At 59.7% G+C, this 23,561-nt stretch carries 26 protein-coding genes and 1 other RNA gene; 14 read left to right on the top strand and 13 right to left on the bottom strand.

Annotation, left to right across the window (positions count from 1 at the left end; translation table 11 throughout):
* From D0550_RS35725 to D0550_RS29525, 3 genes are all read left to right on the top strand, one after another.
* Positions 1-250 (top strand): ORF6N domain-containing protein (locus D0550_RS35725; RefSeq protein ID WP_206606618.1); only part of this gene is annotated, 250 nt, incomplete at its 5' end.
* A gap of 111 nt (positions 251-361) precedes the next feature.
* Positions 362-592 carry a hypothetical protein gene (locus D0550_RS35730; protein ID WP_206606619.1) on the top strand — a complete coding sequence of 77 codons (231 nt, stop codon included), beginning with the start codon at positions 362-364 and terminating at the stop codon, positions 590-592.
* An 827-nt stretch (positions 593-1,419) separates the two neighbouring features.
* Positions 1,420-2,319, top strand: a complete 900-nt coding sequence (locus D0550_RS29525; RefSeq protein WP_116812787.1) for an integrase domain-containing protein — start codon at positions 1,420-1,422, stop codon at positions 2,317-2,319.
* On the opposite strand, the gene D0550_RS29530 is transcribed toward D0550_RS29525, so the two are convergent.
* The 4 genes from D0550_RS29530 to D0550_RS29545 form a co-directional block, all read right to left on the bottom strand.
* Positions 2,316-2,522: an AlpA family transcriptional regulator gene (locus D0550_RS29530; RefSeq protein ID WP_116812788.1), complete on the bottom strand. Its 207-nt coding sequence runs from the start codon at positions 2,520-2,522 to the stop codon at positions 2,316-2,318. The genes D0550_RS29525 and D0550_RS29530 overlap by 4 nt on opposite strands.
* A gap of 175 nt (positions 2,523-2,697) precedes the next feature.
* Positions 2,698-3,357: a competence protein CoiA gene (locus D0550_RS29535; RefSeq protein WP_116812789.1), complete on the bottom strand. Its 660-nt coding sequence runs from the start codon at positions 3,355-3,357 to the stop codon at positions 2,698-2,700.
* A gap of 101 nt (positions 3,358-3,458) precedes the next feature.
* Entirely contained in the window at positions 3,459-4,523 is a 1,065-nt protein-coding gene (locus tag D0550_RS29540; RefSeq protein ID WP_116812790.1) for a UvrD-helicase domain-containing protein, read from the bottom strand.
* On the bottom strand, positions 4,516-6,144 hold the full coding sequence (locus D0550_RS29545) for an ATP-dependent nuclease (protein ID WP_206606620.1): 1,629 nt from the start codon (positions 6,142-6,144) through the stop codon (positions 4,516-4,518). Before D0550_RS29545 ends, D0550_RS29540 begins: the two co-directional genes overlap by 8 nt.
* 383 nt (positions 6,145-6,527) lie before the next feature.
* Here D0550_RS29545 and D0550_RS29550 point away from each other — a divergent pair, with 383 nt between their 5' ends.
* Both D0550_RS29550 and D0550_RS36575 read left to right on the top strand, forming a co-directional pair.
* Positions 6,528-7,643 carry a DUF3800 domain-containing protein gene (locus D0550_RS29550; protein WP_116812791.1) on the top strand — a complete coding sequence of 372 codons (1,116 nt, stop codon included), beginning with the start codon at positions 6,528-6,530 and terminating at the stop codon, positions 7,641-7,643.
* Between the two features lie 73 nt (positions 7,644-7,716).
* Complete coding sequence (locus D0550_RS36575) at positions 7,717-7,950, top strand: AbrB/MazE/SpoVT family DNA-binding domain-containing protein (protein ID WP_116812792.1); 234 nt, start codon at positions 7,717-7,719, stop codon at positions 7,948-7,950.
* Between the two features lie 112 nt (positions 7,951-8,062).
* Here D0550_RS36575 and D0550_RS29560 read toward each other — a convergent pair whose 3' ends face one another.
* The 6 genes from D0550_RS29560 to smpB all read right to left on the bottom strand — a co-directional run bounded on the left by D0550_RS29560 (position 8,063) and on the right by smpB (position 11,544).
* The gene (locus tag D0550_RS29560) at positions 8,063-8,362 is read right to left on the bottom strand and encodes a type II toxin-antitoxin system RelE/ParE family toxin (RefSeq protein WP_161966123.1); all 300 of its coding nucleotides are present in this window, start codon (positions 8,360-8,362) and stop codon (positions 8,063-8,065) included.
* Positions 8,355-8,714 carry a type II toxin-antitoxin system ParD family antitoxin gene (locus tag D0550_RS29565; RefSeq protein WP_206606621.1) on the bottom strand — a complete coding sequence of 120 codons (360 nt, stop codon included), beginning with the start codon at positions 8,712-8,714 and terminating at the stop codon, positions 8,355-8,357. The genes D0550_RS29560 and D0550_RS29565 overlap by 8 nt, the downstream gene beginning before the upstream one ends.
* A complete protein-coding gene (locus D0550_RS29570) occupies positions 8,711-9,100 on the bottom strand; it encodes a hypothetical protein (RefSeq protein WP_161966124.1) in 390 nt (129 codons plus the stop codon). Before D0550_RS29570 ends, D0550_RS29565 begins: the two co-directional genes overlap by 4 nt.
* 127 nt (positions 9,101-9,227) lie before the next feature.
* A complete protein-coding gene (locus tag D0550_RS29575) occupies positions 9,228-10,448 on the bottom strand; it encodes a tyrosine-type recombinase/integrase (RefSeq protein ID WP_116812796.1) in 1,221 nt (406 codons plus the stop codon).
* Between the two features lie 172 nt (positions 10,449-10,620).
* Positions 10,621-10,972: a transfer-messenger RNA gene (gene ssrA, locus D0550_RS29580) on the bottom strand.
* A gap of 95 nt (positions 10,973-11,067) precedes the next feature.
* On the bottom strand, positions 11,068-11,544 hold the full coding sequence (gene smpB / locus D0550_RS29585; protein ID WP_116812797.1) for an SsrA-binding protein SmpB: 477 nt from the start codon (positions 11,542-11,544) through the stop codon (positions 11,068-11,070).
* A gap of 29 nt (positions 11,545-11,573) precedes the next feature.
* Here smpB and D0550_RS29590 point away from each other — a divergent pair, with 29 nt between their 5' ends.
* Both D0550_RS29590 and D0550_RS29595 read left to right on the top strand, forming a co-directional pair.
* Positions 11,574-12,011: a type II toxin-antitoxin system RatA family toxin gene (locus D0550_RS29590; protein WP_116812798.1), complete on the top strand. Its 438-nt coding sequence runs from the start codon at positions 11,574-11,576 to the stop codon at positions 12,009-12,011.
* Positions 11,998-12,309, top strand: coding sequence for an RnfH family protein (locus D0550_RS29595; RefSeq protein ID WP_116812799.1), 312 nt, complete (start codon positions 11,998-12,000; stop codon positions 12,307-12,309). The genes D0550_RS29590 and D0550_RS29595 overlap by 14 nt, the downstream gene beginning before the upstream one ends.
* Before the next feature lies 1 nt (position 12,310).
* Here D0550_RS29595 and D0550_RS29600 read toward each other — a convergent pair whose 3' ends face one another.
* Complete coding sequence (locus D0550_RS29600) at positions 12,311-12,709, bottom strand: outer membrane protein assembly factor BamE (protein WP_116812800.1); 399 nt, start codon at positions 12,707-12,709, stop codon at positions 12,311-12,313.
* Positions 12,710-12,820: 111 nt separating this feature from the next.
* On the opposite strand from D0550_RS29600, the gene fur reads away from it, so the two are divergent.
* Positions 12,821-13,258 (top strand): ferric iron uptake transcriptional regulator, encoded by a 438-nt coding sequence (gene fur / locus D0550_RS29605; protein ID WP_116812801.1) that lies wholly within the window; start codon positions 12,821-12,823, stop codon positions 13,256-13,258.
* Between the two features lie 13 nt (positions 13,259-13,271).
* Here the strand turns inward: fur and recN are convergent, their stop codons facing one another.
* Both recN and D0550_RS29615 read right to left on the bottom strand, forming a co-directional pair.
* Positions 13,272-15,038: a DNA repair protein RecN gene (gene recN, locus D0550_RS29610; protein WP_116812802.1), complete on the bottom strand. Its 1,767-nt coding sequence runs from the start codon at positions 15,036-15,038 to the stop codon at positions 13,272-13,274.
* 16 nt (positions 15,039-15,054) lie between these two features.
* Positions 15,055-15,969: an NAD(+) kinase gene (locus D0550_RS29615; protein ID WP_153067414.1), complete on the bottom strand. Its 915-nt coding sequence runs from the start codon at positions 15,967-15,969 to the stop codon at positions 15,055-15,057.
* 263 nt (positions 15,970-16,232) lie between these two features.
* Between D0550_RS29615 and hrcA the strand changes: the two genes are divergently transcribed.
* From hrcA to carA, 6 genes are all read left to right on the top strand, one after another.
* Positions 16,233-17,291, top strand: coding sequence for a heat-inducible transcriptional repressor HrcA (hrcA, locus tag D0550_RS29620; protein ID WP_116812804.1), 1,059 nt, complete (start codon positions 16,233-16,235; stop codon positions 17,289-17,291).
* A 158-nt stretch (positions 17,292-17,449) separates the two neighbouring features.
* Positions 17,450-17,968, top strand: a complete 519-nt coding sequence (gene grpE, locus D0550_RS29625; RefSeq protein ID WP_116812805.1) for a nucleotide exchange factor GrpE — start codon at positions 17,450-17,452, stop codon at positions 17,966-17,968.
* Between the two features lie 146 nt (positions 17,969-18,114).
* Positions 18,115-20,040, top strand: a complete 1,926-nt coding sequence (gene dnaK / locus D0550_RS29630) for a molecular chaperone DnaK (RefSeq protein ID WP_116812806.1) — start codon at positions 18,115-18,117, stop codon at positions 20,038-20,040.
* A gap of 132 nt (positions 20,041-20,172) precedes the next feature.
* Positions 20,173-21,303, top strand: a complete 1,131-nt coding sequence (dnaJ, locus tag D0550_RS29635; RefSeq protein WP_116812807.1) for a molecular chaperone DnaJ — start codon at positions 20,173-20,175, stop codon at positions 21,301-21,303.
* An 8-nt stretch (positions 21,304-21,311) separates the two neighbouring features.
* A complete protein-coding gene (gene dapB / locus D0550_RS29640; protein WP_116812808.1) occupies positions 21,312-22,124 on the top strand; it encodes a 4-hydroxy-tetrahydrodipicolinate reductase in 813 nt (270 codons plus the stop codon).
* 218 nt (positions 22,125-22,342) lie between these two features.
* Positions 22,343-23,548, top strand: a complete 1,206-nt coding sequence (gene carA / locus D0550_RS29645) for a glutamine-hydrolyzing carbamoyl-phosphate synthase small subunit (protein WP_116812809.1) — start codon at positions 22,343-22,345, stop codon at positions 23,546-23,548.
* Positions 23,549-23,561: the final 13 nt, after the last annotated feature.

Raw genomic sequence — 23,561 nt, forward strand, 5'->3', positions numbered from 1 at the left:
GCAGCGTCAGATGTGTATAAGAGACAGTTTCCAGAAGCTCCAGGAGCAAAGAATGACCAAGAACGAAGATACAGCGCTCGTGCCGATGGAGAAAATCAGCTCATCGATCCTTCTATTGCGAGGTTGTCGGGTCATTCTGGATCGCGACCTGGCAGCGATCTACGGCGTGAAGACCGGCCGGCTCAACGAGGCCGTCAAGCGTAACGTGGATCGATTTCCGGGGGATTTCATGTTCCAGCTCACCCGGTAGGAGGTCGAATCTTTAAGATCGCAAATTGCGATCTTAAAGACCGGCCGAGGCTCCCACGTAAAATTCCTGCCGTACGCCTTCACCGAGCACGGAGCGATTCAGGCAGCCAATGTGCTGAACTCACCGCGTGCCGTGACAATGGGCATCCACGTCGTGCGGGCCTTCGTGAAATTGCGCGATCTGCTGGCTTCCAACAAGGAACTGGCGCAGAAGTTTGCCGAGCTGGAGCGCAAGCTAGCGACGCACGATCAAGCGATCACGGGAATACTGAAGGCCATCCACGAGCTGATGAACCCGCCGGCACCGCGTCGCCGCGGCATCGGCTTCACTGCCGACTTTTGACGCGAGTATCGATCTGGGCTTTGCCGCAGCCGGAGAGGTTTTCCAGGGAGAGAGTCGCTAAGTGGTCCACGGGGTCGAGCGCCGCACCTGCGCAAAGTTCAGCGACCGGAATCGTCAATCGCTGCCGCGCGGCCTTCGGCGGAACTTAGCAGGCACAGAGCGCGCGGACTCACGACGATAGTTTGCAGATCGCTAGCCGCTGGCGCATTCTCGACCTCGACGATTATTCCCTGACGACGAGGGCATCGTCGTAACCCCGCCTGCGTTTGCAGGCAACCCCCAAGCAGCTTTAGACCAGGCAGAGCTGCGCAGCCAATCAGGCTGTGGTCATGACTCATCACTCAGGCGCTGACGCCATTCTTCTCCAATCCGCTGTCCAGCGGTCGTTTCCTGCGGCAACTAATCTTCTAACAACGTAACTACACAGAGCTGCGCCAACAGCAGCATTCCTCCACGCGTGCGTCACTGTCTACGGCGAAGCCGGGAGAGTGACGCACAAGGCCCACTGCCGCAACTCACTGTCACCGCAACGCATTTCAACAATGCGGGAAAGTGGCACCGCGTCTGCAACGGACGCAATCAACCATAGCTTCGCAATGAAGCTCCTTCCGTCGATGTCAGCCACCGCGAGCGGCCCGCCAAGGGCAGCCTCGATCTCGCGCTCATGCGCGAGCTACAGCACATGCCACCGGCACGTGCTGTGGTGAGGCCACGAAACTCAACAGGCCGGACTAGCACATCCGGCCGTTCGCGATGGAAGAAGGCAGGAAATGTTTCCTGCCGGGATTGCCCGGATGTGCGGATCGAAGTAACGAGGTAGGAGAGTGATGAGTAAAAAATCTGAGTTGCAGGCGGATCTTCAGAGGATCAACTATCTATTGGCGCGTGCGCATCTCACGCAGGAGTCGCGGAGCGGGACATTTAAAAACTTTGCCGAAGCGATGCGGGTGCTGAACTATGGAATTCACTGCGCGGCGCAGATCGGCGGCAAACATGTGCTGGCGTACATCCGCTACCGAAGCGAGAACGGCATCGGAAGGCGCACGCTAGCAAAAGAGATGGGCCATCTTCGTGGGGTATTGAGGCACATCGGAAAACAGGGGCTGGCGGACAATCCCGCGTACAGCAATCGATCACTCGGGATTGCCCAGGGCAGCCGCAAGGGCACCAAAGAGCCGTTGTCGGACGCACAGATTCGCGCGTTCCAGCAACGCGCAGGGCGATTGGGCAGGCCGGACATTGGCGCAATTTTGGAGATGCAGCGAGCACTTGGGCTCCGCGAAGTCGAAGCCATCCGTGCCGGCCGGAGCGATACGCTTCTCCGCTTGCACCGCGAACTTACCGAACGAGGCTGTGCGCGCATCATGGAGGGCACCAAAGGCGGACGCGTGCGCGATGTACATCCTGCGGATGTGGGGCGCGCGCTGGCAGCTGTGCAGCGAGCGCTAGAGATACTGGAAGCCAGTGGACGACGCTATCTCTTGGCTTGCGCCAAGGGCGTTGAAACCACCGGGCTAGAACAAGCGGTGCGCGTGTATAGCAAATTCTGCAGCCGGGCCGGGGTCCAAAGTCACGCTGCCCGCTATGCGTTCGCGCAGGAGCGTATGCAGGCGTATCGCAATGAAGGCTTGAGCCAGCGGGAGGCGCGCATCGCGACCTCCCTGGATCTTGGCCATGGCGATGGTCGCGGGCGCTACGTCGCGAGCGTCTATGTCCGCAACGGTTAGGTTCGCCGCTGCAGCTGGTCGGCGATCCATTGATCTACCTCGACAGAATCCCAACCAACTGCTCGGACTCCGATCCGCACCGGGCGAGGAAACTTTCCCTCGTCGATCAGTTTGTAGAGATGAGCGTGCTTGAACCCGCACCGGGTTTCGACTTCGGGCCGGCGCAGAATGCGACGATTTGCTTCAGGGCTTTCAGCAGACATTCGGGAACCTCTGTGGCGACATGCCACGCGGGAAGGAGTCTGCTTTTTGTCACCGCGGATCGGCGAGATTAAATTGGAAATGCGCACAGACCAGTATTTCTGATCCGTCGCTCGATGCCGCCTGGGCTTTAGGTTTCGGATGTCCTAAGCAGCGTCGAGGATGTAGCCACTCCGTTCATCCGCGCGCTGGCCCACCATTCTTGCTGAAGTCAGTTGTGCCGGAACTCGCAAGTTCGACGAATGCTGCAACATTTACGAGGCCTGCTAATCCCTCTTTTGTTTCCGGATCATAGCGAAGGATTCGCCAGAAGCCGTGTTCGTCTCCGAAGTCGACAAAAACCGGCTTGGTGGTATGCCATCGGGCGAATAGTTTGGTTCGGCCGATAGATCGGAAGCCTACGATTCCATCTTCGTTGGGACGGCTTCGAGCGAGTGAAAAGTAATAGCGGTCTGTGTCGTTTCGGCACCCGTCAACCACCCAGATCATTGATTGGTAGAATGCTTGGCGGGCTTGTACTTCCTCAGGATCGATCGAGGATCGTTGAAACTCAATAACCAAACCGTGAATCGTTCGGACGTCGGCAATGTGGCGTTCACCAGTCTGGCTCGACAGCACAACTTCCTGCCATTCCGCGGGAAATCTATCTTTCCACTTCCTGTGCCATTCTGTTTCCGCTTCCCACCAATGGTCGCAATGTGTAAGGGACTTATGTGCCCAATGCCAGATGACGTGCTTCCCGCATTTCGCGATAGTGTCAGCGTGACATCCTGGGCAAAAGCCACGAGCTTTGGGCTGCGGTTCCGCGCGGCTTCCAGAGACAAGTGCATATTTCATTGTCTTAGTGTCCGGCAGTGCGCCATCAGTTCCATGTTGTTCCCTTCAAGTACGGCTGGCATTTCGAGCGCACGGTGGGCCAGAATGGAAAGGCCGGTCCTCTAAAACGAAAGAAGAGACAACGACTCCGCTTTGTCCGTGGGGATAGCGAAGGCCACGCTGTGCCTGGCTCGCGTCACCGCGACATACAGTTTCTCCGGAGCCTTTAGCTTTGTCACATCTCTATTCTTCAAGTAGTTGAGCATTGGCTGTGTTGGAAATATCAAAACGCGGTCAAATGTGCTGCCCTTCGATACACCAATATTCATTGCCGATAGGCCCAGCGTGTCAGTATTCTTGTCGTGACGAAGAACGGTAACAGGATTGTACTTCTCGCAGTACTTGCGAGAGTCGGCCGAGGTTATCATAAAGATTCCGTCGTGCCCTGTTACCGGCACATCTATAGATCTGGTCGGAGTCATGTGCGGGTAAAGCGCATCCGCGAAATCGCATACGTCTTGATTGCATCTATAGCTATTGGCTCGCGTTTCCAAATCACAGATCGATTGTCTCTCCTTGAGCCAATCGAGAATCTTATCTCCTCTGTACTTCTTGTTTCTCGTGCAGATATTCGTGAGCAAGGTATGCTGCCTAGGATCACCCACAACCGTTAGCTTGATCCTTGATCGCAGAAGAAGATCAAGAATATCTAAATCATATCCCACGAGGTCCTGAACTTCGTCAATGTAAATGTGGGAATAGATCCTTTCGAGTCTATCTATTACGGCTCCGCCAGTCTTTAGATTGATATCAACAGCGAAGTTTGCTACGCCATCTCGGTACATGGCGCCGGATCGATCTAGGAAGTAGCCGATCGTGTCCTTTCTCGCAAACTTGTGTCTTTTTCCGACGAAATTCAAGCCCGATATCATCAGAGGAGCGCCTGTGATCGCTCTCTGGAACGGCTTTGCGCATTGGCCAATTAGGAAGGAAAACCAGCCCATGATGGTGATGTTGGCGGGTACTGATCCCAACTTCTCTTCAATGCGACGGACAAGTTGCTGTTGGTTCTCGTTCGTGTAGGTCGTGATGAGTACACGACCGGAGCGAACCGAGATCGCATCTTCTATGATCTGCGCAGTCTTCCGTGATCCGGCCGCAGCAATAACTGCGCGGTTCTCAGTCACTCACAACCTCGCGAATGTAATCGGGCATAACGATCTTGGTCTTTGATTCGAAAATCGCCAGCGCAGCAGCTGTTTTGTCGTCCAGCATTCGCTCCAATACCTGCTCCTTGGTATCGAAGGCGGTTCCTAGCACAGCGTTGAGGATATTCAGGTGGTTAGCATCAACGATGCTTGGTTCCAGAGTCTTCAGTGATGAATTGCTAGGAACATGGAGAGATACCGTTTCGAAGGATAGATAATCGGAAAACCTTGCTCTGACCTGATCAGCTGGTTTTCCGTCGTTGTCCGTTACAATCCACACGCGACGCTTCAGTCGCGTAGAAATATCGAGAAAGCGCTTATGAGACAGGCCTACGCTGATGACATCGATCCCGTCTGCGATTGGAAGTTTCCCTCGCGCATCTAAGTATGCTCGTTGCACGATTAGCTCGTCTGATGGTCCCTCAACAAGTATGGCTGCATCGGCCAGTACTAGCCTCAGCGTGTCGAATCCTGGCAGTTTCTTGAAGTACTGAATTGTATCCGGGGGTAAGTCAGTAATTCGGCATGCTAACCCATTGCTAATCAAGATCAGGCTATCTATGCCTAGCTTGTTGATGACGTAGCCGCTATGAGTTGCAATGATCAGTTGCTTTGAAGCGCACCGTTCTTCGATACGTGAGATTAGTTTTCGAAGTGAGGCGAAAGACAGGTGTGTTTCAGGTTCTTCAATCAGGATGATCTGGGCATCGGTCGATCGACGTCCGATGGCTAGGAGCATTTTAAGAGCATTCTGTTGGCCTCGGCCCACCAATTGAAATGGAAGGTCATCGATGTGAGCAGTAAGCGTGTTCTCCCATGATTGCCCGTGTGAGATATCTATCGCCAGGCTCAGCTCTCGATCAGTCAATAGGTCATTCTCTTCCTTCAATCGGTTGTTGATCTGTTTGACAGGTTCTTTCTGGGCGAATGATTCTCGCAGACTCCGATACTGGCGCGAAAGTTCAACTCGCTCCTTGGTGTCCAGATGCGTCCGAAGGACTTGCTGAAGGTGGTAGTCGACTCCATTCGGGAGTCGTATGGCAGTCGAATCGATCACTGATGCTGCAGTAGGGACCGATCTGACTGTAATCGCGTTTCCGGAAAAGCCGAGCCACTCTACTCGATAGTACTCTGTGGGTACGACGCGGATTGCGTTGGGATCGGAGATGAAGCCTTCATACTCTTCTGCATAGTCTGCTGAAAGCTTTGCTTGGATACGTATGCCGCACGCATTCTCGCTGGATAGGTTATTGGTCCCCCGGAGCGTCTCGAGTTCGTGTTCATCTTCTAAGAACAGATCGATAATTATTGACGGCGGAACTGGACGGCGACCCTCGCGAATGCCAGCGATGTACTCAGCTGTCGCATCCATGTTAATGAGGTAGGGGGACAGCTCTTGTGCGAGCGGTCTTCCATTCAATCTCCCTGTTAGAGCGAGGCTCACCGCCTCAATTAGAGTGGACTTGCCGCTATCGTTGGCCCCAACCAGTGTATTAATGCCCGGCGAAAATGACAGTCCGAAGCTTCTGAACAGGCGATAATTTTGAATAACAATCTTCTTTATCACTGCGCCGGAGTCTCGCTGAGTCTGCATAGGCATCACAGCTCTGCAAGCGGGGGGCTTGACAGAGCGGGTGTTTGCGTCGAAGTTGTTTACACAACTTTAGAAGACGACCGGTTGTCGGCGCCATTTGATCCCCGCCGCCGGTCGCAGTCTGTTTGGGCGTGCAGGCTACCCCGGCGGTCCGGCGGCCGCAATTGCCAATAAATGTGACCGGTTTCGCTCCGTTTGCTTGGTCGGCTACATACGCTTCCGCGCAGGCCCGTTCCGGGTAGCTACGCCACTAGAGGGTCAGTGCTTCCCGGAGGATTAAGGGAGTCGCGCGGTGGCCATGCCTCTTCGGAACAGGTGCCGGGCAAAGGGCACCGGTGTTCCATCGAGTTCAAGAATCTCTATATCGCTCGGAAACAACGGATTTAGGAATGTCTGCTCAAGAAGGGAAAACCGGCGAGGCGGAGCCATCTCGGCGCAAGTCGGAGGATCCAATTGCCCGGACGTTGCGGCTTGAGAAAGAGGCGCGGGAGCTAAAGTCCTCCCTGGATAACGGAATTATCTCGGATCTGAAGACGCGAGTAGCCTGGATCTTGAACCTGTTTCCACATACGCGAAACAGCGACGTCGCGCTGACTATCAAGTACTGGGAAATGTTTCAGCCAGAGATATTCAATCCGCGCGCAATGGCCCCAACGGACCTATTCAAGCTGGAGCGAGAGTCGTACATCGTACGTGTAAGAGCAAAGATACAGAACGAGTACAACCTTTTCTCCGCCGACGCTGATGTCAAGCGCCATCGTCGCTCTCGGGAAGAGGACATGAGAGATGCCGTGATCGAAGACAAGCCGGAGCGAAACTTGGTCTTTGTATTTGCCGATGAGACTGGGAAAACCGCTGAGTTTGTATGTGTGGCTGCCGTATGGGTGTTGACGGGGCGAACCCTGTTCAGAGCAAGCCAGGCGATCAGTGCGTGGCAGGAAACCTCGCCATGGTCAAATCGTGAGATCCATTTCACCGAATTCAAGAAGCATCATCAACTCGGCCTCGATGAGTATCTGGCGTTGGTGAAGCAGCATCGAGAGTTTCTGAGCTTCAAGGTCATCGCTATCGAACGTGCAAAGTCGAGGCGCCCGGTCGAGGAGATTGTCCAGCGCCTCCATGAGTATATGGTGATCCGAGGTGCAGCCCATGAGATCAGAAGTAGCCGACTGAAGCTTCCACACGAGGTTCGACTGACGGTTGATGCGGAGCAGTCGCTCGATATCATTGCTTGCGCAGATATCAAGTCTCGCGTGGCGGATGTATTCAAATCAACCTACGGTGATGACCTAACCATAGACGAAGTGTCTGCGGTCTCTTCTCACAAGAGCCAAATGGTGCAGCTCGCCGATGTTATAGCCGGTGCTGTGAACCGTCGGCTGAACCACAAAGGCGAACGAGGCCACAAGGATGAGATGGCGGACAGGATTATCGATTCACTAGATCTTCAGCTTAAGCAAGATGATATCCCTGGTGTTGATACATCGGCGTGGCTGAGCATTTGAACTAGGCAAGGGCGTCTTGACAGGCCTGTCGTCAGTGTGGTTCTGCTATAGGCCTCTATCCGGGAGCGTAAACATGCAAGTCTCAAGATGGGGTAACAGCTTGGCTGTCCGGCTCCCTGCAGATGTCGTGGAGGCTCTTGGTCTCCGAGAGGGTGATGACGTGACGCTGCAAGTCGTGGGCGGGCGGGCATTTGAGATCCATAGGACCTGCGACACCAAGCATCTTGTCGCTCGGCTGCGCCGGTTTCGCGGTCGTCTTCCGAAGGATTTCAAGTTCGACCGTTTGGAAGCAAATCAGAGACGCTGAATCGTTTTTCAGTACAAGGCCTCCTGTCGCCAGTGATGCCACTGGCATCACTGGCTTTCGGGGGGGCTTACACGCTGCCCGATCTGCATGCGGGCGAACTGCGGTTGATCTGCTAGGGTCTGCCCAGGGACCGTTCGACAGACATTCCAGGTCCCAGGACGCGCACGATTCTGACGCCTGCCTTAATTTTCTTGTAGTAGAGCGTATGGCGTTGGTGGACGAACCGGCGATAGCCGGTTCGAACGTTACTGGCGTCTATTCCGAGCAGCGGGTTCTCGGCGAGCTTGTTGAGGCATTCTTCCAGCGATTCAAAGTAGACATCAGCCTGCAGTGGGCCGAACTGGCGGAAGGTGTATGCGTAGATGTCGTCGAGGTCGCGGTCCGCCGCGCGCGCGAGCTCATACTTAGCCACGTTGCAATCGCCGCCGTGCCTGTCGCGCAATTTCGGTGACAGAGCGTTCGCTCACGCCACTGCGCTCGCCCTCGATCAGCGCGAGATTTATTGATTCCCGCTCCCGCTGATTGTGGCGGACCAAGTCCCTGATGTAGTCGCTTGCGTTCGCGTAGCCGCCAGCCTCAACTTGCGCGTCGATCCACTCACGCATGCTGTCCGGGATGGAAATGTTCAGGGTGGCCATGGCTGAAGACCTGTGCTCGGTATGGCAGGAATTCCCTAAATTGTGCCATACCTCCGGAGGAGGTGCGACCCGTAGCGTTGAGTCGTCGGATTGAGAAAATTGCTTTCGGGACAAAGGGTTGTTCATGACGCTATTAGCTCCCGCTTGGCTGAGGCCCAAGCGACGGGTTGTTCTTGCCCGGCGTCATATCGTTGCTCGGTCTCTCGCAGTAAATCGCTGTGCCTGGCAGCCAATTCCGCTTCCCGCGATTCCAGCACGAAGTTTAGAAGGCGCTTGTAGCGGTCGCCGCGAATCATTGTTTTGGGCGACACGTTCCCGAGATGTGGATTCGGCAGCTCAAACCAAAGCGCAACCTTATGAATGTCGCCGCCGAAGAGTTCGGCAACGAGATTTGCGATGTTGGCGATCTCGCGCAGTCGTATCGCTGCCGCCGCCGGAATTGCGTCATCGAAGCGCACCGAGGATTCGGCGACCTTCGAGATCTTGCTGAGATCTTCCTTCGTGAGTTTCACCAAGTCGGCTACGCGCTCGTAGTCTGGCTGGCCGTCTCAATAGAATCCCAAGATATCCGGCACGATGTGGCCGGTGATTGAGCTAAAGGCCGCGTTGGATGATTGTGATGTTGGCATGGGGAGGCTCCTACTTTATTGGGCCGCCGCCGCGCAGGCCGTCGAGATAGTCCGCCCACGCCTGCATCATCTTTCTCCGCTCCGGCAGGTAGTCCGCATGGTTGTACGCCGCCCGGATCTTGTCCCTTTCGCCATGTGCCAGCTGCCTCTCGATCGCGTCTTTGTGCCAGTGCTGCTCATTTAAGATCGAGCTAGCCAGCGATCTGAACCCATGCGCCGTCATTGTCTCTTTGTCGTAGCCGATGCGGCGCAGGGCGGCGTTCAAGGTGTTCTCGCTCATCGGCCGAGCAAGGCTTCTCAGTCCGGGAAAGACGAGGCCAGTGGGGCCGGTGAGTGGCTGTAGCTCGCGAAGGATAGCGACGGCTTGTCTTGCGAGCGGCACGATGTGCTGTTCGCGCATCTTCATCCTCGCCGCGGGGATGCGCCATTGAGGATGAGCGCCGTCGAGATCGAATTCCGACCAGTCCGCTTTCCGGAGTTCGCCAGGGCGAACAAACAGAAGCGGAGCGAGCCGAAGAGCGCACGCGACCGGGAATGTACCCCCATAGCCATCGATGGCTCTCAGCAGCTCGCCGACTTGCTTCGGATCAGTGATGGTCGCGTGGTGCCGAGTAGGGCGAGCCGATAAGGTCTTCGACAAGCCCAAGCAAGGCGAGTGTTCGCAGATTTCCTCCGCGATCGCGAAGTCGAAGATCGAGCGAATGAGTTGAAGCACGCGATAGGCAGTCTCGACATGGCCGGTCTTCTCTATTCGCTGCAAAACCTCTTTGATCTGCGCGCGCTTGATGCCGCTGACGCCGAGTGAGCCCACCCACGGAAAGACGTGCTGCTCAAGTCTCCGCGCGTTGCGCGCGCCGTGACTCTCGCCCCAGCTTTGCTTCGTGAGCCATTCGCGTGCGATGGCCTCGAAGGTCTGGAGCTGCGCGACTCGTCTCTGGTGTTCTTCCTGCTTCTTCTGAGTGCCAGGATCGATGTGGTCGGCGAGCAGTCGCCGGGCCTCGTCGCGCTTCTCGCGGGCGCGCTTCAGAGAGACCTCGGGGAAGACGCCGAGCGCGAGCACCTTTTCCGCCTTCCCAGGCTTCCCGTCCGAGCGAGCGCCGAACCGGTACTTCAGCCGCCACCATTTGTGGCCATCCTTGCTGACCAGCAAATACAGCCCTTTCTCATCAAAGAGCTTCCAGTTCTTCTCGCGGGCCTTCGCCTTTTCGACCTGAATATTCGTCAGCGGCATTGGGGGTATCGACGCCGATTAGAAACAAATCGTTCCAGATACCCCTTGTGAATACCCCCGACAGGTCTAAGATGTCAACGAACGACAGCAGTCGTCAGTAGCAGTGTTTTTCGGGGTTTTCGTTAGATTCCGAGGACTTATGGATGTTCTTAGACATCCTCGGAACAGGTGATGGTGGAGGCGGCGGGAATCGAACCCGCGTCCGCAAGCACTACGCTACAGGACCTACATGCTTAGCTCACTCTTTGTATCTTGTCGTGCGCTACCCGAGGAGCAGGGAAGACGTCCGACCAGCTGCAGAGCGTTTTAACGAGGCGGCCTGGAGCACACCGACTCGCGAGCTTGTGAGCGCGTCCCCCAATCTGGATGCACAAGCACATACCAGGCGGAGGTTAGGCGGGATTAAGCCGCCAGAGCGTAGTTGTCGTCGTTTGCAACTATAAGTTTGTAAGCAGTTTAAGGAGTTACCTACAACTCCGCATGCACCTGGAGTTTCGCCACCCACGTCGAAGCCGGTCGCCCCCGTAAGGTGTCGCCACTCGTGGCAACGTCGTTAGTGTAAGGCCAAAGTGGCGGATCTCAAGGGCTGAATGCCATGAGATGCGCTGTCGGGCCGTGTTCAGCGCTTGGAGTGTTTCATCAAGCGCGATTTTTCGCGCTGCCAGTCGCGATCCTTCGAGGTGGCGCGCTTGTCGTGCTCCTTCTTGCCCTTGGCGAGGCCGATGCGCAATTTGGCGCGGCCGGCTTTCCAATACATCTCCAGCGGCACCAGCGTGTAGCCCTTGCGCTCGACGGCACCGACCAGGCGGCTCAGCTCCGCGCGGTTCAGCAACAGCTTGCGCGTGCGGATCGGGTCCGGGATGACGTGCGTCGACGCGGTGGGCAGGGCGGAGATGTGCGCGCCGAAGACGAAAGCCTCGGCGTTCTTCAAGAACACGTACGCTTCCTTCAGCTGCACGCGGCCCGCGCGCAGGCTCTTGACCTCCCAGCCTTGCAACGCCATACCGGCCTCGTACGTCTCTTCGATGAAGTACTCGTGGCGGGCCTGGCGGTTCTCGGCGATGGTCGGGTTGTTGTCGGCTTTCTGCTTGCTCATAGAGGGCGCGGATTGTACCGTGCCGGCGCATGCGTGAAGTAACTCGAAGCGCTCTGGTCCCTTATACGGCTGAACAAATGTTCGCGCTGGTCGAGGACATTGAGCAGTATCCGCAGTTCGTGCCGTGGATTTCCGCGGCCACGAAGCTGGAGAGCACACCGGAGCAGGTTACCGGCAAGCTGGAAATGCACAAAGCGGGCGTGCGCGAGACGTTCACGACGCGCAATCTCCTGAAACGTCCCAGCGAGATGTTAATGACGCTGGTGGATGGGCCTTTCAAGACCTTCGAGGGGCGCTGGACGTTCTCACCGCTGGGGGACAAGGGCGTGAAGGTCGGGCTCACGGTGCGCTTCGAGTTCGCCAACGCCATGCTCGGCATGCTGTTGTCGCGCTCTTTCGAGAAGAACTGCAGCGAGATGATCGACGCGTTCGTCGATCGGGCTCGCGCGATTTATGGAAAAAAGTGAGTTACTGCAGATCCGCGTGGTGTACGCGCTGCCGGATCGACAGCCGAGTGTCGATCTGCAGGTGCCGCCGGGCACATCGCTGACCGAAGCAGTGAATCGCTCCGGGCTGCTGCAGAAATTCCCGGAAGTTGCGGCGCGTCCCCTGGCTTGCGCCATCTTCGGCCGGGCGGTGCCGCTGACGTACGAGCTGCGCGATGGCGATCGGATCGAGATCCTGAGGCCGCTGCTGATCGATCCCAAGCAGAGCCGGCGCGAGGCCGCCGAGCGCAGCCGCGCCGAAGCTCAACGTCGCAAATAGATCAGTTCGCCGCCGCGTTGGTCGCGGCAGTCTTCACTGGCATCGGCACCGTGTCGGTCGGTTTATCGATGCGCTCCACTTTGTCGGTGGAGTCGAAGAACACGATGAAGTGCCGCTGCTGCGGCTCGCTCCAGCGGCCGCGCTTGAAGTAGTAAACGTAGTCCCAGCGCGTGCTCACGAACGGGTCGGCCACCATGGGCGTACCGAGCAGCGATCGCACCTGGACGCGTGTCATGCCGATCGCGACGCGGTCGATGTCCTCGGGCTTCAGAAAATTGCCTTGTTGAATGTCGACGCGGTGGACGCATCCTGACAGGCCGCCGGCCAACAGCGCAGTGGCGAGCAGTGAGGCGAGAATGCGCACTCGAAGACAGGACCAGGTGTACGTGATTCGTGTCATTTCGGGGTGGAGCCAGCGGCTGGGCTGCGAGATAATGCGGCGAGATGATACTCAAAAGCGGTCGGTCACGCAGCGGGGCCGACGCCGACCTTCGATGTGAGGACCAAACACGTGGAAACCAGCGATTTGCGCAAGGCCGGGCTCAAAGTCACGCTGCCGCGTATCAAGATTCTCGAGATTCTCGGCACGGCCACGCCGCGACACATGAGCGCGGAAGACATTTATAAGCATCTGCTCGAATCCCACGAGGATATCGGTCTCGCCACGGTATACAGGGTATTGACGCAGTTCGAGGCCGCGGGGTTGGTGACTCGTCATCACTTCGAGGGCACCACGGCGGTGTTCGAGCTCAACGAGGGCCAGCACCATGACCACATCGTCTGCTTAGGCTGCGGCCGGGTGGAAGAGTTCATGGACGCGGGCATCGAGGAGCGTCAGCGCCAGGTGGCGGCGCGTCTGAAGTACGAGCTGAAGGATCACTCCATGATCCTGTACGGCTATTGCAGCCGCCCGGATTGCCCGGCGCAAAAGCAGAAGAACCGGAATTGAGCTGGGCACAGGCCTAGCGCCGCGCGGGCTTCTTCTTCGGGGCGGGGGCTGCGGCTTTAGCCGGAGCCTTCGCAGCACCAGCTGCGGCCTTGGCCGAATTCTTGGCAGGCGCCGGCCGCAGCATCTCGGCGGCATGCTCACGCGCTTTATCCGTCACGTTGATGCCGCCCAACATGCGGGCGATCTCTTCCACGCGCTCGTCGGCAGTCAGCGTGTGCAGGGCCGTACGGGTGGTCTTGCCGTCGGTCAGCTTCGTCACGCGAACATGCGCGTGCGCCTGGCTCGCGACCTGAGGTAGGTGCGTGACGCAAAGCGCCTGCGCCCGTTCGCCCAAGGTGCGCAGCTGACGGCCGACGATCTCCGCTACGCCGCCGCCCACGCCGGCATCCACTTCATCGAACACCAGACAGGCCAGAGAGCCCGCCATGGCGTCCGTCTGCACAGCAGCCACCTGAATGGCGAGACTGATGCGTGACAACTCACCGCCCGACGCGACTTTCGCCAGCGGGCGAGGCGGCTGGCCGGGGTTGGCGCTGACCAGAAACTCGATCTCGTCCGCACCGTTCGCGCCCGCGGCTTCGGCGGCGCGCACGTCGATCTGAAACTTGCCTCCGGGCATGCCGAGGGTTTGCATCAATGTGCTGATGCTCGTGCCCAGCGACTTCGCTGCGGCTTTGCGAGCTGCCGTCAATTTGGCGCACGCGGCGGCGAATTTCTGTTGAGCCTGCTCCAGTTGCTTTTCGATCTGCGCCATCGACGCTTCCAGCGAATCGAGCCGCTGGAACTCCTGCTGCAGATCCGCTTGCAGGTCGAGCAGGGTGCTGACTTCGACGCGATGCTTGCGCGCGATCGATTCCATCGTCGCGAGCCGCTCCTCGACCCACTCTTGGCGCTGCGGATCGGCCTCCAGATCGGACTCGTAGCGTTCGACCGCATCCACGCCTTCGCGAAGTGCGATCAAGCTTTCCTCGATCAGCTGCGCCATGGAGGCGAACTTCGGATCGAGTTCGCCAACGTGGCGCGCGGTGCTGAGCGCGCGCGAGATCGCGTGCTCGGCGCTCACGTCTTCGGCTTCGCGCAGTAACTGAATGATTTCTCGCGCACCTGAGGCGAGTCGTCCGCGCTGTGATAGACGCGTCCGCTCGGCGCTGAGCTCATCACCTTCACCGGCTTTGAGATCGAGCGCTTGCAGCTCGCTCAAGTGATAACGCAGCAGCTCGAGGCGAGCTTCGCGATCCTGTGCCGAGGCGGCCGCGCGGTCGCGTTCCTCTTTGATTTGCGACAAGGTGCGCCATGTCTCGGTCACAGCGCCCACCAGCTCGCGATGCTCGCCGCTCTGGTCGAGCAACTCGCGCTGCGCCGAACGGCGCACCAGCGACTGATATTCCATCTGGCCATGCACGTCGACGAGCGTTTCGCCGAGCTGACGCAGCGATTGCACGGACATCGTCTGTCCATTGACGTACGCGCGCGAGCGACCATCCGCCGAGATCACTCGACGCAGCACGCATTCACCTTCGTGCTCGATGGATTGCTCGTTGAGCCAGGCGTGTGCCGCGGCGTTCTTCTCGATTGCAAAGGTCGCGGAGACTTCGGCGCGTTCAGCGCCATGACGAACGACTTCGGCGCCCGCGCGTCCACCGGCGGCGAGCAGCAGTGCGTCGACCAGGATCGACTTGCCCGCGCCGGTCTCGCCCGTGAGCACGGTCAAGCCCGGGCCAAGCTCCAGCTCGACCGCGTCGATGATGGCAAAGTCGCGGATCTGAATATGAGTGAGCATCTTCGCGTTGGAAAAACTATTCCGAGGTTGGGTAGGGCGCGGTACGGTCACCGCGGCCCCAGCGCAGCTTCGAGCGCAGCGTGCGATAGTAATCGTGATCGGCGGGATGCAGGAGAGTCACGTTGCCGGGGGCGGGCCGGACGATCAAACGATCACCCTGGGACAGCGCGCCGAGCGACACACCATCGCAGGTGACTTGTCCGTTGCTGTCGGGACGGTCGAGCAATCGAATCTCGATGACTGCATTGCTGCGGACCACGATGGGTCGATCCGACAACGTGTGCGGACAGATCGGCGCGAGCACCACCGCATCCAACCCCGGATAGAGAATGGGGCCGCCGCACGACAGCGCATACGCGGTCGAGCCTGTAGCCGTCGCGATCACCACGCCGTCGCCGCCGTGGGTATTCACATAGCGACCGTCGATGTAGGTCTCGAAATCCAGGATGCGGCCGGTCTGCCACTTCTGCAGAACGACGTCGTTCAGGCCGTTACAGTGACGATCCGGCTGGCCGGGCGAGCTCAGCGTCGCCTGGAGCATCGCGCGTTGGTCGCTCACATAGCGACCGGCGAGAATCTCATCGACCCGAGTCGTGAGCTCGGCCGGACTGATATCGGCGAGAAAGCCGAGCCGTCCGCGGTTGATGCCGAGGACCGGAATCCCGCGCGGCGCTGCGAGGCGGGCCGCGTGCAGCATGGAGCCGTCGCCGCCGACCGCAATCAGCAGGTCTGCCGTGACACACAGGTCCGATTCAGGTAACCGCTCGACCGTGACGTCGCGGTAGTCGACGCTCGTGGCCGCATCGACCAGGACTCGCCGTCCGCGGCTGTGCAAATGAGCCGCAAGAACTTGCAACGACTCGACGACCCGCGAGTCACGCGTGTTGCCGATGATGGCGATAATTCGAAAGGCTTCGGGGGCGGCGGGCATGGATGCGGTTTGTAGCACGGACCCATGTCAGCCAGCCATGCGAATCCGGTTGTGAACCGACCGACCGCCCTAAGATAGCCCTTATCGAACGCCCGCCGTGCCTTAAGGGGCGGTCTGCTTGACAGCGCCCGGCGCGGTGCTTAGCTTCACTCAGACAGTCGGCACCGCAGCGCGGGCTGGTGCAAAATGCCTTCTGTCACATGGGCTTGAGTCTTAGATGCGGCCGGGGCATAGCGCCCGATCCAAGCCGCCAGAAGCAAACGATGCCGACCCAGAACGATGAACCGCTGAACGAACGCTCCCAGCAGTTGTTGAAACTGCTGGTGGAGCATTACATCCGCGACGGGCAACCCATCGGGTCCCGTACTCTGTCCCGTGATTTGGGACTGAATCTGAGCGCGGCCACCATCCGCAATGTCATGGCGGATCTGGAAGAGCTCGGTTTCGTCACCTCGCCGCACACCTCGGCGGGCCGCGTGCCCACCGACAAGGGCTATCGTTTCTTCGTCGACACGCTGCTGAAGTATCAGCCGCTCGACGATGAAAAGATCGCCGCCATTCAGTCGCGCTTCGGCGAGCACACCGCCGACCATAAAGCATTGGTGGCCGCGGCTTCGCAGATGCTGTCGAGCGTGACGCGCCTGGCGGGCGTCGTCACGTTGCCGCGGCAGAGTCACTCGGCGCTCAGTCAGATCGAATTCGTGCCGCTGTCGGATAACCGGGTGCTGGCCATCATGGTCGTGAACGGCCGTGAAGTGCAGAACCGGATCGTGCAGCTGGATCGCAATTACAGCGCCGATGAGCTGCGGCGCGCGTCCAACTATTTGAATCAGGAATTCGGCGGCAAGGAATTGAGCGCGGTGCGCGAGCACTTGCTCAATCAGCTGAAGGAAACGCGCGAATCGCTGAACCAGGTGATGCTCGATGCCATTCATCTGGCGCAGCACGTGGTCATGCCGTCGCCGGCCACCGGCCGCATGGAATATGTCATCGCCGGCGAAACCAACCTGATGAGCTTCGCCGAGCTGTCCAACGTCGAGAAGCTGCGGCGCCTGTTCGAGGCGTTCACGCAGCAGCGCGACATTCTGCACCTGCTCGATCTGAGCCTGAAAGCCGACGGCGTGCAGATCTTCATCGGCCAGGAATCCGGCTACACCATCCTGGACGATTGCAGCGTGGTTACGGCTCCCTACACCCTGGACCAGGAAGTGGTCGGGGTGCTCGGGGTCATCGGGCCAACGCGAATGGCCTACGAACGCATCATCCCCATCGTCGATATCACCGCAAAGCTGCTCGGCTCCGCCTTGAATTCGCGCGCCTGAGTCGCCATTCCGGTCGCGCCCGACCTGTCCCCAGGAGAGGTCAGGCATGAGGTCGGCCGCCCGATCAGGCAGAATGCCGCCCCTTTAAGAAACCGCGTCCCGTCCCGGCGTCGCCGGGCCGGGGACGAGTCCTTTTTGCGATGAGGAGAACCAGATTCATGAGCACGCCCAACGAGCAGGATCGCCCGCCTGGCGCCAACGGCGCCCCGGCAGAGGAAGGTGCCGATGTCCAGGCCGCCCTGCAGGCAGCCGAAGCGCGGGCGCTGGAAAGCCGCGACCTGTACATGCGCGCGCTCGCCGAGATGGAAAATATCCGCAAGCGTGCGTCCCGGGATGTAGAGCAGGCGCATAAGTACGCCGTCGACCGCTTTGCCAACGATCTGATCGGCGTGAAGGACAGCCTGGAGCTCGGCCTGCTGGCGGCCGGCGACCCGCAGACCCTGCGTGCCGGCACCGAGGCCACCCTGAAATTGCTGGCCAAGGCGTTCGAGAAGAACGGTCTGACCGAGATCGACCCGCTGGGGCAGCAGTTCAACCCGGAGCAGCACGAAGCCATGGCCATGCAGCCGTCGGCCGAGCATGTGCCGGACAGCGTGACGCAGGTCATTCAGAAGGGCTATGCGCTGAACGGACGGCTGCTGCGCCCGGCCCGCGTCATTGTCGCAAAAGCTCCGTAAGGGCTTGTAAACCTCGGCACGATCCGCAGATATCGCGACAAGACGGCCCTGGCGGGGACGAACTCCCGCCACAGCTGGCCAGATTTACAGACAGTACCGATTTCAAACCTAACTATTAACAAAGTATTTGCAGGAGACATTGGGCCATGAGCAAAGTCATCGGCATCGACCTGGGCACGACGAATTCGTGCGTCGCGATCATGGAAGGCGGCAAGCCGCGCGTGATCGAAAACAGCGAAGGCGATCGCACCACGCCGTCGATCGTGGCGTTCACCAAGGACAATGAAGTGCTCGTCGGTCAGTCGGCGAAGCGTCAGGCGGTGACCAATCCGCAGAACACCCTGTTCGCGATCAAGCGTCTGATCGGCCGTCGCTTCGACGACGCCGTCGTCCAGAAGGACGTCGACATGGTGCCGTACAAGATCGCCAAGGCCGACAACGGCGACGCCTGGGTGGAAGTGCAGGGCAAGAAGATGGCGCCGCAGGAAATCTCCGCGCGCATCCTGCAGAAGATGAAGAAGACTGCCGAGGATTTCCTGGGCACCACGGTGACCGAAGCGGTCATCACTGTGCCTGCTTACTTCAACGACTCGCAGCGCCAGGCGACCAAAGACGCCGGCCGCATCGCCGGTCTGAACGTCAAGCGCATCATCAACGAGCCGACCGCGGCCGCGCTGGCCTATGGCCTCGACAAGCAGGGCGGCGATCGCAAGATTGCGGTGTATGACCTGGGTGGCGGCACGTTCGACGTGTCCATCATCGAAGTGGCCGATGTCGACGGCGAGCGTCAGTTCGAAGTGCTCGCGACCAACGGCGACACGTTCCTCGGCGGCGAGGACTTCGACAAGCGCGTCATCGATTACCTCGGCGAAGAGTTCAAGAAGGAAAGCGGCGTCGACGTGCGTCGTGATCCGCTCGCCATGCAGCGTCTGAAGGAAGCTGCGGAAAAGGCCAAGATCGAGCTGTCGTCGAGCCAGCAGACCGAAATCAACCTGCCGTACATCACTGCCGATGCGTCCGGTCCGAAGCACCTCAACATCAAGCTGACTCGCGCCAAGCTGGAGTCGCTGGTCGAGGACCTGGTGAACAAGACCATCGAGCCGTGCCGGATCGCGCTGAAGGATGCGGGCCTGTCCATCAAGGATGTGTCCGAGGTGATCCTGGTCGGCGGTCAGACCCGCATGCCGTTGGTGCAGAAGGCGGTCAAAGATTTCTTCGGCCAGGAGCCGCGCAAGGACGTGAACCCCGACGAAGCCGTGGCCGTGGGTGCCGCGATTCAGGGCGGCGTGCTGTCCGGCGAAGTGAAGGACGTGCTGCTGCTCGACGTGACGCCGCTGTCGCTCGGTATCGAGACGCTCGGTGGCGTGATGACCAAGCTGATCGAGAAGAACACCACGATTCCCACCAAGGCGAATCAGACCTTCTCGACCGCCGACGACAACCAGGGCGCCGTGACCATTCACGTGCTGCAGGGTGAGCGTCAGCGCGCGCACGACAACAAGTCGCTCGGCCAGTTCAACCTGGAAGGCATTCCGCCGGCGCCGCGTGGCATGCCGCAGATCGAAGTCACGTTCGACATCGATGCCAACGGCATCCTGAACGTGTCGGCGAAGGACAAGGCCACCGGCAAGGAACAGAAGATCGTCATCAAGGCCTCTTCGGGCCTGAACGAGGACGAGATCAAGCGCATGGTGAAGGACGCCGAGGCGCACGCCGAGGAAGATCGCAAGTTCCGCGAGCTGGTCGAGGTTCGTAACAAGGCCGACGCGCTGGTGCACGGCACAGAGAAGGCGCTGAAGGATCTGGGCGAGAAGGTTCCGCCCGCCGATCGCGCCAACATCGAAAATGCCGTGTCCGATCTGAAGCGCGCGTTGAGCGAGGACGACAAGGACATCATCGAGAAGAAGGCTGCCGAAGTGAGCCGTCTGGCGGCCGCTCTGACGCAGTCGGCTGAAGCCGGCGCCGGTCCGGGACCGGGCCCGCAGGGCGCAGCTGGCGGCGGTGGCGCGGCCGGCGGCAACGAGGACGTGCTCGACGCCGAGTTCGAAGAAGTCAAAGACAAGAAGAAGTAAATGCACACCGGGCCCAGGCGACTGTTAGGTCGCCTGGGCCCGCTGGCCTTTTTGTTGGTGGGTTTTTAGTGGCGTGATGCCGGCGCAGGCAGGCATCATGCGGCCTTATCTGGTTGGGGTTGTTTGACGCGAATGTCCAAGCGCGACTACTACAAGGTGCTCGATGTAGCCCGCACGGCCACGGAGGCCGAAATCAAGAAGGCTTATCGCCGTCTGGCGATGAAACTTCATCCCGACCGCAATCCCAACGACGCGGATGCCGAGGAGAAATTCAAGGAGTGCAAGGAAGCTTATGAAGTGCTGACCGACGCGCAGCGGCGCGCCATTTACGATCAGCACGGCCACGACGGTCTCGCGGCCCGTGGCGGCGGCGCTGGGTTCAGCGCATCCGATGCGTTCAGCGACATCTTCGGCGATGTGTTTGGTGACATTTTCGGCGGCGGCCGGCGCGGTGGCCGTCAGCAGGTGTTTCGTGGCGCCGATCTGCGCTACGACCTCGAGCTGGATCTCGAGCAGGCCGTGTTCGGCCATTCCTCAGATATCGAATTCACGACGCTGGCCGAGTGCGAGCCTTGCCAGGGCTCGGGCGCTGCGCCCGGCTCGAAGCCGGTCACCTGCGACACCTGTAATGGCGTCGGTCAGGTTCGCATGCAGCAGGGCTTCTTCGCGGTTCAGCAGACCTGTCCGCGTTGCAAAGGCCGCGGCCAGATCATCAGTCAGCCGTGCGATTCCTGCCTGGGGCAGGGCCGGCTGCGCAAAAAGAAAACCCTCAACATCAAAGTCCCGCAGGGTGTCGACAATGGCGATCGCATTCGCCTGACCGGCGAGGGCGAGGCCGGGCGCAACGGCGGACCGCCGGGCGATCTGTATGTCGAGATCCGGGTCAAAGAGCATGCGATTTTCGAGCGCGACGGCAGTCATCTGTCCTGCGAAGTGCCGGTGAGCTTCTCGACGGCCACGCTCGGCGGCACGGTCGAAGTGCCCACGCTCGGCGGCAACGTCGAATTGAAAGTGCCGGGAGAAACTCAGTCCGGCCGTGTGTTCCGTCTGCGCGAGAAGGGTGTCAAACCGGTGCGCGGCGGAGCGACGGGAGATTTGTTCTGTCGTGTCGTGGTTGAGACGCCGATCAATCTCACCGAAGAGCAGAAAGAGTTGCTGCGTGCTTTCGATGCCTCCATGCACGACAGCAAGCGCAATCACAGCCCGCGCGAGAGCACCTGGCTGGACGGCGTGAAACGTTTCTTCGACACCATCAGAAGCTGATCAGACCGATGGCGGAACACTCATTGCAGATCGCCGTGCTCGGCGTCAGCGGCCGGATGGGCCGCGCGTTGGTGACGGCCATCGACGCGGCGCCTAGCGTTGAGCTTTCTGGCGCGACGGCCTCGGCGAACAGCCGTTGGCTCGGTAAAGATGCAGGCGATGCCACTGGCAGCACCCGGCGCGACGTGACGGTCGCAGCCGATCCGGCTGCCGCGTTGCGCAATGCGCAGGTAGCCATCGATTTCACATTGCCCGAAGCGACCGCGGCGAATCTCGCCGCCTGTGTCGCAGCCAAGTGTCCGATCGTCATCGGCACGACGGGACACAGCGAAGCGGTGCGAGCCCAGATCGCGGCCGCGGCCCAAGTCATTCCCATCGTAATGGCACCGAACATGAGTCTGGGCGTGAACCTGCTGCTCAAGCTCGTTGAGCTGGCGGCCAGCAAGCTCGATGCCGACTACGACATCGAAGTGTTCGAAGCGCACCACCGCAATAAGAAAGATGCGCCTTCCGGGACTGCACTGGCGCTCGGCGCCGCGGCGGCGGACGGGCGCGATGTTAAATTGGCCGACGTGGCTGAATATTCCCGTCAGGGCAATACCGGCGCTCGTGAGCGCGGCTCGATCGGGTTCTCGGTTTTCCGAGGTGGCGATGTGGTCGGCGACCACACCGTCACGTTTGCCGGCATCGGCGAGCGAATCGAGCTGACCCATCGTGCCAGCGATCGCCTGGCCTTTGCGCGAGGCGCGGTAAAAGCGGCGCAATGGCTGGTCGGCAAGTCGCCGGGTCTGTACTCGATGCAGGACGTGCTCGGTCTTTAACTTCGCGCGTCGGCCTTTAAAACAGGCGAGCCCACCCAACCCTCAGTTGCCGCCGAAGCGGCAGGTGACTGACACGCGCATTTCCCTTTCATCACTTGGGCGACTCGCGTAGACTGCCGTCTTCAGCACGCGGTGAAAACACTTGTGGCGGGATCGGGCCTTAGGCGCCCATCTCGTCTTCCGCATGCGTGTCTGAAACAGCTGACATCGGGAGCTACATGAACCACAGCCAACACGTGGCCGCTGTACTGGCTCTGGAGGACGGCACCGTTTTTCACGGCCGATCCATTGGAGCCAAAGGCAACACGACGGGCGAGGTGGTGTTCAACACCGCCATGACGGGCTATCAGGAGATTCTCACTGACCCGTCCTATTGCAGACAGATTGTTACTCTCACCTATCCGCACATCGGCAACACCGGCACCAATCCGGAAGACCTGGAAGCGGCCTCGGTGTATGCGGCAGGTCTGATCATTCGCGACTTGCCGGCCCTGCATTCCAACTGGCGGGCCTCTGAATCGCTGGAGAGCTTTCTTCAACGCGGCAAGATCGTCGCCATCGCGGACATCGACACTCGCAAGCTGACGCGCATTCTCAGAGAGAAGGGCGCGCTCGCGGGCTGCATCATGACCGGCGAGAAGGTCGATGCAACGGCGGCGGTACATGCCGCGCGCAAATTCCCCGGCTTGAAAGGCATGGACCTGGCGAAGGTCGTGTCCACCAAGCGCGTGTATCAATGGAACGAAGGCACCAACTGGGGCGAGCACCTCGGACCGAAGTCACGTCCGGGACAGCGCGTGCACGTGGTCGCGTATGACTACGGCATCAAGCGCAACATCCTGCGCTGTCTGGCGGACCAGGGCTGTCGCGTGACGGTCGTGCCCGCGCAGACTCCGGCGGAAAAAGTGCTCGCGATGAATCCGGACGGCATCTTCCTGTCCAACGGCCCCGGCGATCCGGAGCCGTGTACGTACGCGATCGAAGCGATCAAGAAATTCCTCGAGACCGATATTCCGGTGTTCGGCATCTGTCTCGGCCATCAGCTGCTGGGCCTGGCAAGCGATGCCAAGACCGTGAAGATGAAGTTCGGTCATCACGGCGCCAATCACCCGGTGCAGGACATCGCGTCCGGCCGCGTGCTGATCTCCAGCCAGAACCACGGCTTCGCGGTCGATGAGAGCACGCTCGGCGCGAACGTGAAGGTGACTCACAAGTCGCTGTTCGACGGTTCGCTGCAAGGCATCGAGCGCACCGACTGCCCGGCCTTCAGCTTCCAGGGCCATCCCGAGGCGAGCCCGGGCCCGCAGGACGTGGGCCAGTTGTTCAGCAAATTCACCGCCATGATCCACCAGCGGCTGGCCAGCCAGCAGTCCGCTCAATCCCCGGCCGCAGCGAAAGACGGCCGCCGCGCCGCCGAAGGTTGACGAAGATCACTCC

This window comes from Steroidobacter cummioxidans, assembly GCF_003104955.1.

Bases quoted from the DNA above. Each gene is read 5' to 3' on its own strand.
- D0550_RS29615 (WP_153067414.1), bottom strand. From the start codon at position 15,969: ATGCCCGCCGCCCCCGAAGCCTTTCGAATTATCGCCATCATCGGCAAC.
- D0550_RS29545 (WP_206606620.1), bottom strand. From the start codon at position 6,144: ATGCCTATGCAGACTCAGCGAGACTCCGGCGCAGTGATAAAGAAGATT.
- dapB (WP_116812808.1), top strand. From the start codon at position 21,312: ATGGCGGAACACTCATTGCAGATCGCCGTGCTCGGCGTCAGCGGCCGG.
- D0550_RS29590 (WP_116812798.1), top strand. From the start codon at position 11,574: ATGCGTGAAGTAACTCGAAGCGCTCTGGTCCCTTATACGGCTGAACAA.
- smpB (WP_116812797.1), bottom strand. From the start codon at position 11,544: ATGAGCAAGCAGAAAGCCGACAACAACCCGACCATCGCCGAGAACCGC.
- dnaJ (WP_116812807.1), top strand. From the start codon at position 20,173: ATGTCCAAGCGCGACTACTACAAGGTGCTCGATGTAGCCCGCACGGCC.
- hrcA (WP_116812804.1), top strand. From the start codon at position 16,233: ATGCCGACCCAGAACGATGAACCGCTGAACGAACGCTCCCAGCAGTTG.
- D0550_RS36575 (WP_116812792.1), top strand. From the start codon at position 7,717: ATGCAAGTCTCAAGATGGGGTAACAGCTTGGCTGTCCGGCTCCCTGCA.
- D0550_RS29535 (WP_116812789.1), bottom strand. From the start codon at position 3,357: ATGAAATATGCACTTGTCTCTGGAAGCCGCGCGGAACCGCAGCCCAAA.
- grpE (WP_116812805.1), top strand. From the start codon at position 17,450: ATGAGCACGCCCAACGAGCAGGATCGCCCGCCTGGCGCCAACGGCGCC.
- D0550_RS29565 (WP_206606621.1), bottom strand. From the start codon at position 8,714: ATGAACAACCCTTTGTCCCGAAAGCAATTTTCTCAATCCGACGACTCA.
- D0550_RS29575 (WP_116812796.1), bottom strand. From the start codon at position 10,448: ATGCCGCTGACGAATATTCAGGTCGAAAAGGCGAAGGCCCGCGAGAAG.
- D0550_RS29530 (WP_116812788.1), bottom strand. From the start codon at position 2,522: ATGTCTGCTGAAAGCCCTGAAGCAAATCGTCGCATTCTGCGCCGGCCC.
- D0550_RS29550 (WP_116812791.1), top strand. From the start codon at position 6,528: ATGTCTGCTCAAGAAGGGAAAACCGGCGAGGCGGAGCCATCTCGGCGC.
- D0550_RS29600 (WP_116812800.1), bottom strand. From the start codon at position 12,709: ATGACACGAATCACGTACACCTGGTCCTGTCTTCGAGTGCGCATTCTC.
- dnaK (WP_116812806.1), top strand. From the start codon at position 18,115: ATGAGCAAAGTCATCGGCATCGACCTGGGCACGACGAATTCGTGCGTC.
- D0550_RS29595 (WP_116812799.1), top strand. From the start codon at position 11,998: ATGGAAAAAAGTGAGTTACTGCAGATCCGCGTGGTGTACGCGCTGCCG.
- D0550_RS29525 (WP_116812787.1), top strand. From the start codon at position 1,420: ATGAGTAAAAAATCTGAGTTGCAGGCGGATCTTCAGAGGATCAACTAT.
- carA (WP_116812809.1), top strand. From the start codon at position 22,343: ATGAACCACAGCCAACACGTGGCCGCTGTACTGGCTCTGGAGGACGGC.
- recN (WP_116812802.1), bottom strand. From the start codon at position 15,038: ATGCTCACTCATATTCAGATCCGCGACTTTGCCATCATCGACGCGGTC.